Raw genomic sequence first — 6450 nt, forward strand, 5'->3', positions numbered from 1 at the left:
CAATCTAGTGCACCAGCTAACAGCTCGTGCACTAGAAGCACCGAGGGTGAAACCCGGTGGGTCGATGGGGGACACCGTGGCCAGCGCACAGCACAGCACCAACATCCACATAGCCCTGGACCGGCTCGCCGAACTCACCGGCGCCCAGCCGCACATCACCACGGATGCCTCCGGCCTGACCATCTCTGCCGACGTCGACGACCGGCTCACCGCCAACTGGCAGTCCTTAGTCGACGTGCTCGAGCTCGGCTCCTCGTACGGCATGACCACCACAGCCACCAGCAGTCGCGTCTGGCTGCGCTTCGCCCCAGGAGACCAGCCCAGCCCATGAACGCTCTCACCGACATCCCCTTCGCCAAGGGCCACGGCACCGGCAACGACTTCCTGATCCTGGACGACCCCCACGGCCGACTCGCGCTCGACGCGGACGACGTCGCGCGGCTGTGCAGTCGGCGCGAGGGCATCGGCGCCGACGGGCTGCTGCGCCTGGTCCGCACCACCGCGCACCCCGAAGCCTTCACGATGACCGACCAGGCCGAATGGTTCATGGACTACCGCAACGCCGACGGCTCCGAGGGCGCAATGTGCGGCAACGGCGCCCGCCTGGTGGGCCGCTACCTCGTCGCCGCCGGGCACCACCCGCCCGGCCCCCTCTCCCTCGCCACCCGCGCCGGCCTGCGCGACCTGACCGTCCCCGCGGACCCGCACGCGGATGTCGCCGTCGCCATGGGCTGCCCGACGCTGCCCGGCCCGGCACGGATCACCGTGGCGGTGGGGGAGCGGCGATGGCGTGCCCTGCACGTCGACGTCGGCAACCCCCACGCCGTGGCCGTCGTCAAGGACCTCGCCCACGCGGGAGAGCTCCGGGAGGCGCCCGCGGTGACCCCAGCGAACGCTTACCCGCACGGCACGACGGTGGAGTTCGTCCGCAACCTCGGCTCCGGCCACCTTGTGCTGCGTGTCCACGAACGCGGTGTCGGTGAAACCCCCTCGTGCGGCACCGGAGCCTGCGCGGCCGTCGCCGCCGTCCGCCACCGCGGCCCCCAGCCCGCCGAGCCGTCCCGCTACGACGTCGACTTCCCCGGCGGCCGTCTGCGCATCGACGTCGACGCCGACGGCGCCATGACCCTGAGCGGCCCCGCCCAGATCACCGCCCGCGGAACCCTCGGGCTCCGGGACGGCCACGGCTCCGGCATAGCTCGTGCCGCGGCAGCTGGCTAGTCCGGGTAGCCGACGGCGATCTGGCGGCCACGGTCGTCCTGCCGGTCAGTGAGCTGGTAGCTGTATCCGTCCGGGGTGCGGTGGACTTCCTGGAAGTCCCCGCAGTACTGGTCGGCGGTGATCGTTCGGCCGTGTTCTGGTCCGTGCATCAACAGGATCTTCATGGCGCGCACCGTAGAGAGGGCGGGAGGCTTGTGTCTCGGCCTCGCGATCGGGCCCGCGGGGGCAGCCGGCGTCCGTTCCTGCCTGGGCTCCGCGGGAGTGTTCCTGCCTCTGGTCAGAAAACGAGCGAGCCCCGGACCGTGGATCGGTCCGGGGCTCGTTTCTGTTCCTGGGGCGGGGCGTTCCTGCTGCGGATCCTTTTCGGAATCGCTGGGCTACGCTCCGCGTCGCTGGTGGCGATCCTATCCGGTGTGTCAAGTGTTCCCGCCTGTTCCCGGTTTCTGTTCAGGACCGGTGGGAGGGGTACGGGAACGGGTTCCGGGGGCGTCTACCGGTGCATCGCTGGGTGGCTGCTCCGCACCACTGGTGGCGATCCTATCGGGCGTGTCAAGTGTTCCTGGTCCCCGTTCATTTTCTCCGCGCGCTTTCGCCAGCTTCCGAGAGCTCGAAATACCGATTTGCCCAGGTAGATCCCTGTAACGCGGTCGGGCATGGCGCGTGCTTTTGTGACAACGCGGTCGGGCGTGTCGCCTGTTTTTCGGTGCGTTTCTGAGTGTTCCCACCCCCGGCAGGAACACTTTTCAGGGATGTTTGTGCAGGTCAGAGGCCCCGTTCCGGGTGTTCCTGGTGTTCTCCCCAGGCCGGACCCAAGTACGCGTACATGCGCGAGGCGATGGCCGCTGTTCTCGGCGTGTCGCCGGGAATGAGGAACAGCCGTGTTCCGAGCGGAGGCCCTGTTCTGTCACCGGGCGCTGGTGGGCGGGGTGTTCCGGGACGCGGGGGAGGGGTTGCGGGGGCAGTCGTCCGCGGGAACCCACCGGCAGCTGGGCTCACGGCCTCCGCAGTGCTTGCACAGTGCGGTGGTGGAGGTGAGCGGCAGCCCGTACACCCAGCGAAGACAGGAGCGGGTCTGGAAGGGCCCGCGGTCCTCCGGCCGGTGGTGGAGAGCGGGGAGCAGCTCCCAGCGCCCCTCAGCGGCCTTCACTGGCTCGTCTGCCGGGAGTTCGCCAAGCGGCGGGTGCAGCTCGAGCCAAGTGGACAGCGGTTGGGCTTCACGGCCGTCGGCGATGCCGGGAACGCCGAACTCCTCGGCGACGTCGGCGAGCCACTGCCGGGGCTCGATGCCGGGCGTCTGGGCCCGGCGGGTCTCCCACTGGTCCATGAGCGCAGCCAGGCGGACGGCCTCCGGGTAGACGACCGCCGGGGCGGCCCGGCGCCGGTGCCGGCCGAAGCCAAGGCCGTCTTCCCGCTCTCGCCAGGTCTCGTAGGCGACCTGGCGGTAGACCCACCACCACAGGGTGACCTGGTGGGCGTCGGCGACCAGGGCGTCACCGGCCGGGCCGACGCGGTGGTTCAGGCTCCGGTGCTCGGCCAGGGCGCGGCCGAGCTCGGGGAGCGGGGTGGTGTCGATGAGGTAGCCGCCGTCGTCGCCGCATTCCCAGCGGCGTCCGCAGGCGCAGGGCCGCCACCGGTGTCCGGCCCCGGTCAACCAGGCTCCCTCCTCCAGGCACAGCGGGCAGGCGGGCAGCGGGGGTTCACCGGGGGTCTGCGGCCAGGGCCGGGCGGTGACGGCTGCGCCGGAGGCGGTGTGCGGACGCTCGGAGCCGAGGCCGGGGAGTGCGCGGCGCAGCTGGTCCTCCTGGCGACCGGTGAGTTCGGCCAGGCGGGCCAGGGACTCGGCGGTGAGGGCGACTTCGTGGGTGCCGGGCTGTACCTGGGTGGCGCTGGCGGGGAGCCGGCCCTTGTGGAGGGCGCGGAGCAGGCGCGGGAGTTCGACGGCGTTCGCCGACGCGGTGCGGGCGAGGTAGGAAGCGGTCGTCTCGCCGTGGATCACCGGGACCCTGATGGGGAGGCCGGCTGCGGTGAGCGCCTTGTTCTTGCGGGCGGGGGCCGACGGGGCGGTGCGAGGTGTCATGGGACGGGACGTTTCCATACCGGCCCTGTGGACGGGGGTTGTGCAGGCCAGAGCGCGACGACGCGGGAAGGGGGTCGGTCCTGCGCCGGGCAACGGCAGCTGTTCCGGGGCGAGTTCATGGAAAGAATCTTCAGAAACCCCTTGTGTGCGTAAACCGCACACTCCTATTCTCTAAGTGTGCGGAAAACGCACAGCAGAGTCCGAGAGGGGAACACGACCATGGGCGTCGACATCACCAAGACCACCGGCAGCTCGGCCGCCATCACCTGGAACCCGACGGCGGACGACGCCCGCGGCTACCTCGCCCAGGCCATCGAGTCCGGCCGCCTGGAGAACGCGCTGAGCGCGCTGGGCACCCCGGCCGTCGAGGACCTGCCCGCCGCGCAGCTGCGGCAGATCGCCCAGGCCACCTCCGCCATCCAGCGGGACCTGGAGCGCCGCACCCGGGCCATGGTCGTCCAGCTCAAGGACCGCGACGGTCTCTCCTGGGCCGAGATCGCCACGATCCTCTACGACGACCCGAGCAAGCGCTCCTCCGCCCGCGCCGCCTACGAGGCGGGCCTGCGCCAGACCGGCCACCAGCCCGGCGGCCCCATCCAGGCCGACACCATCCACGGCGGAATCGTCTTCGACAACGGCGTCGTCATCACCGGCGGCGACACCGACTGACCCCCGCACCATCCAATGCGGGGGCGGCCGTCCACTGCCAGGCGCACGGCCGCCCCGTCCCTCACCCGATCGCAGACCAGGGAGACCACCATGTTCGCAGCAACCTTCGTGCTCCTCCTCCTCGGCCACTGGCTCGCCGACTACCCCTTCCAGACCGACCACCAGGCCAAGCACAAGGCCGCCTGCGGACGCACCGGCTGGACCGCGAACCTCACCCACGCCGCCACCCACGTCCTGCTGTGCGGCGCCGCGCTCGGCCTCGGCGCCCTGGCCCTGGACGAAGTGACGCTCTCCGCCTGGCCAGCCGCCGCGGCCCTGCTCTGGATCGGGGCGACCCACGGGTTCATTGACAGGCGCTGGCCCGTGGCCCGCTGGATGCGCCTCGCCCGCCAGGAGGGATGGGCCCAGCACGGGGGCGCCGCCCACGTCGACCAGACCGCGCACGCCCTGGCCCTCGGGATCGCCGCGCTCTTCCTCGCCGCCACCGTCTGACCCCGCGCCCCACCGCAACCGCCCGCCGCTTCCTCAAGGAGGACCACCATGGAGCACTCGAAGGACATCGCCCGGATCACCGCCATCGAGAGCCCGGCCGCCCGCGCCGACGCCTCCGCACTCGCCGACCTCGCCCCGGCCGCCGCGGCCGCGCTGCGCCTCCTCGGCGACGCCATCAAGCGCGGCGCCGACTACGAGAGCATCGTCGACGCACTCAAGGCCGCCCAGCTCCACGAGGCGTTCGCTGGCGTCCTCGACGCCGCCAGCGAGGCCGTCATGGCCGAGCTCGACCAGCCCGACGTCGACCCGTACGACTTCGACATCCGCCTGGAGGGCGACAACCTCTCCGGCGCCGCCAGCGACATCCGCAACGCCTTCCACTGGCTGTAGAAACCCCCTCAGCGCCCGAACAGGAAGGACAGCACCCGATGGCTCCCCGGCTCACTCCCAAGCGGCTCAAGGCCCTACAGAACGCCGTCGCCCACCCCAAGGGCAACATCGGCCCGCTGATCGAAACCACCGACGCGGGGGAGAAGATCTGGCTCCGCCCCACCGACGAGATCGCGCTGGAGGAGCTCGGCTACGCCGACAGCATCGACGACTGCGGCCACGTCCAGGGGAGCCCGGACCCCGAACACATCCACCGCGGGCACCCGCACTTCTTCGCCATCACCGAAGCCGGCCGCCAGGCCGTACGCGACGCCTCCCAGTAGATGCCGTGCACAGCACGCCACTCAGGCCCTGCCCGACGGCAGGGCCTGAGTGGCGTTCCGCGCTCTACTGGGCAGGCTCCCACTCCTCGGGCCCGCCGCCCCTCCACTCCACAAAGCCGGGGTCCGTCAGGTCGACGTCCTCCGCGGTCTCCAGGCCGGCCGCGGCGAGGAAGACGCGGATGTCGGCCGGGCGGTGGGCGACCCCAATGGCGACGCCGTCGTACCGCACCCGGCGCCAGCCGTTCTCGTCGGGCGGGTAGATGACCAGCTTGGCGGACATGCGCCCAGCCTCGGACAGCCCAGGTCCGGCAGCATCCGCCCGCACCCGAACGGGTGGTGGCCGCCACCGCACCAGAGCTCCGGGCCATCAGCCTTCGCAAACACCGGCAGGGCTTTGACCAGCCTCTTTCTAGTTTGCAACCCTGGGTCGCAGAGCCTCGGCGGCCCTGATTCCCCGCAGGAGCCCACCTCGGTAGACGTCACCCACCGTCGTCACCTGGGCGGCCAGTCGCTCGTACTCCTCCAGCGCGATCTCCCGATCGCCCGGCTCACGCCGACGTCGGCCCGGGACGATGTCGGGGTGCAGGTCACGCCACTCCCGCAGCGCGACGATCGACTTGTAGGAGGTGTGCCAGCAGGCCGCATACACCTTCCGCGCCAGCGGCTGAGGAAGTCGAAGCGGCACCTGCTTGGGGAATCCGCCGTCTCTCGATCCTGGCCAACGCCCGGGGTCCATCGCCTCGGCGGGCACCGCAGGCCAGCGCCTGTCCCACCAGCCGCGATCCCTCAGCTCCAGCTCAATGCCGTGTATGGCGAGCACGTCGATTGTGTCGAGCAGCTCGCCGGCCTTCCGCAGCCGCTCCTGCTCCCGGCGCCACGCCGCCCGCACCCCCGCAGCTTCCTGTCGGCTCAGGCCCCGCACGCTCCACCGCTCGTCGCCCGCCAGCTCCCGGCGGTACGCCTTCTGCTCCTTCAACACAGCGTCCAGGCGCGCCCTGAGCTCGAAGCTCACCTTCGCGTTCCCCTGGTGCTTCCCCAGCTTCTCCATGCCGCTCATCATGCCTTTCCTAGTTTGCAAACCACGATCACCCAAAGGAGCGAAGCGACGCGGGGAGGAGGTCCCCGCCCCCGGGCCCCTACACGTCGGCGCGAAGCGCCGAGCCTCACTCCGAACGCGCTCCGCGCGCACCGGAGCTGACGACGCCTCAGACGCGGGGACGGGGTGGCGCGGAGCGCCGCCCACGCGGTGCGAGGCGCAGCGCGCCTCGATACCCGCTC

10 protein-coding genes are annotated in these 6450 nt (G+C 71.3%); 6 read left to right on the forward strand and 4 right to left on the reverse strand.

The features are described from left to right. Positions 1–76 precede the first annotated feature (76 nt). Positions 77–331, forward strand: coding sequence for a hypothetical protein (locus AB4039_RS19225; protein ID WP_442271305.1), 255 nt, complete (start codon positions 77–79; stop codon positions 329–331). After that, positions 328–1221: a diaminopimelate epimerase gene (gene dapF, locus AB4039_RS19230; RefSeq protein ID WP_442271306.1), complete on the forward strand. Its 894-nt coding sequence runs from the start codon at positions 328–330 to the stop codon at positions 1219–1221. The genes AB4039_RS19225 and dapF overlap by 4 nt, the downstream gene beginning before the upstream one ends. On the opposite strand, the gene AB4039_RS19235 is transcribed toward dapF, so the two are convergent. Both AB4039_RS19235 and AB4039_RS19240 read right to left on the reverse strand, forming a co-directional pair. Further along, the gene (locus tag AB4039_RS19235) at positions 1218–1385 is read right to left on the reverse strand and encodes a hypothetical protein (protein WP_442271307.1); all 168 of its coding nucleotides are present in this window, start codon (positions 1383–1385) and stop codon (positions 1218–1220) included. The genes dapF and AB4039_RS19235 overlap by 4 nt on opposite strands. Positions 1386–2125: 740 nt before the next feature. Beyond that, positions 2126–3298: a TniQ family protein gene (locus AB4039_RS19240; RefSeq protein WP_442271308.1), complete on the reverse strand. Its 1173-nt coding sequence runs from the start codon at positions 3296–3298 to the stop codon at positions 2126–2128. Positions 3299–3517: 219 nt separating this feature from the next. On the opposite strand from AB4039_RS19240, the gene AB4039_RS19245 reads away from it, so the two are divergent. The 4 genes from AB4039_RS19245 to AB4039_RS19260 all read left to right on the forward strand — a co-directional run bounded on the left by AB4039_RS19245 (position 3518) and on the right by AB4039_RS19260 (position 5172). Next, on the forward strand, positions 3518–3967 hold the full coding sequence (locus AB4039_RS19245; RefSeq protein ID WP_442271309.1) for a hypothetical protein: 450 nt from the start codon (positions 3518–3520) through the stop codon (positions 3965–3967). A 90-nt stretch (positions 3968–4057) separates the two neighbouring features. Then, positions 4058–4459, forward strand: a complete 402-nt coding sequence (locus tag AB4039_RS19250) for a DUF3307 domain-containing protein (RefSeq protein WP_442271310.1) — start codon at positions 4058–4060, stop codon at positions 4457–4459. A 48-nt stretch (positions 4460–4507) separates the two neighbouring features. Then, positions 4508–4849 (forward strand): hypothetical protein, encoded by a 342-nt coding sequence (locus AB4039_RS19255; protein WP_442271311.1) that lies wholly within the window; start codon positions 4508–4510, stop codon positions 4847–4849. A 38-nt stretch (positions 4850–4887) separates the two neighbouring features. Then, positions 4888–5172, forward strand: coding sequence for a hypothetical protein (locus AB4039_RS19260; protein WP_442271312.1), 285 nt, complete (start codon positions 4888–4890; stop codon positions 5170–5172). Between the two features lie 64 nt (positions 5173–5236). Here AB4039_RS19260 and AB4039_RS19265 read toward each other — a convergent pair whose 3' ends face one another. Then, positions 5237–5452, reverse strand: a complete 216-nt coding sequence (locus AB4039_RS19265; protein WP_442271313.1) for a hypothetical protein — start codon at positions 5450–5452, stop codon at positions 5237–5239. A gap of 129 nt (positions 5453–5581) precedes the next feature. Further along, on the reverse strand, positions 5582–6220 hold the full coding sequence (locus AB4039_RS19270) for a hypothetical protein (protein WP_442271314.1): 639 nt from the start codon (positions 6218–6220) through the stop codon (positions 5582–5584). Positions 6221–6450: the final 230 nt, after the last annotated feature.

This window comes from Streptomyces sp. M-16, assembly GCF_052114405.1.
Lineage (GTDB): Bacteria > Actinomycetota > Actinomycetes > Streptomycetales > Streptomycetaceae > Streptomyces.

Bases quoted from the DNA above. Each gene is read 5' to 3' on its own strand.
- AB4039_RS19235 (WP_442271307.1), bottom strand. From the start codon at position 1,385: ATGAAGATCCTGTTGATGCACGGACCAGAACACGGCCGAACGATCACC.
- AB4039_RS19265 (WP_442271313.1), bottom strand. From the start codon at position 5,452: ATGTCCGCCAAGCTGGTCATCTACCCGCCCGACGAGAACGGCTGGCGC.
- dapF (WP_442271306.1), top strand. From the start codon at position 328: ATGAACGCTCTCACCGACATCCCCTTCGCCAAGGGCCACGGCACCGGC.
- AB4039_RS19240 (WP_442271308.1), bottom strand. From the start codon at position 3,298: ATGACACCTCGCACCGCCCCGTCGGCCCCCGCCCGCAAGAACAAGGCG.
- AB4039_RS19255 (WP_442271311.1), top strand. From the start codon at position 4,508: ATGGAGCACTCGAAGGACATCGCCCGGATCACCGCCATCGAGAGCCCG.
- AB4039_RS19250 (WP_442271310.1), top strand. From the start codon at position 4,058: ATGTTCGCAGCAACCTTCGTGCTCCTCCTCCTCGGCCACTGGCTCGCC.
- AB4039_RS19260 (WP_442271312.1), top strand. From the start codon at position 4,888: ATGGCTCCCCGGCTCACTCCCAAGCGGCTCAAGGCCCTACAGAACGCC.
- AB4039_RS19245 (WP_442271309.1), top strand. From the start codon at position 3,518: ATGGGCGTCGACATCACCAAGACCACCGGCAGCTCGGCCGCCATCACC.
- AB4039_RS19270 (WP_442271314.1), bottom strand. From the start codon at position 6,220: ATGGAGAAGCTGGGGAAGCACCAGGGGAACGCGAAGGTGAGCTTCGAG.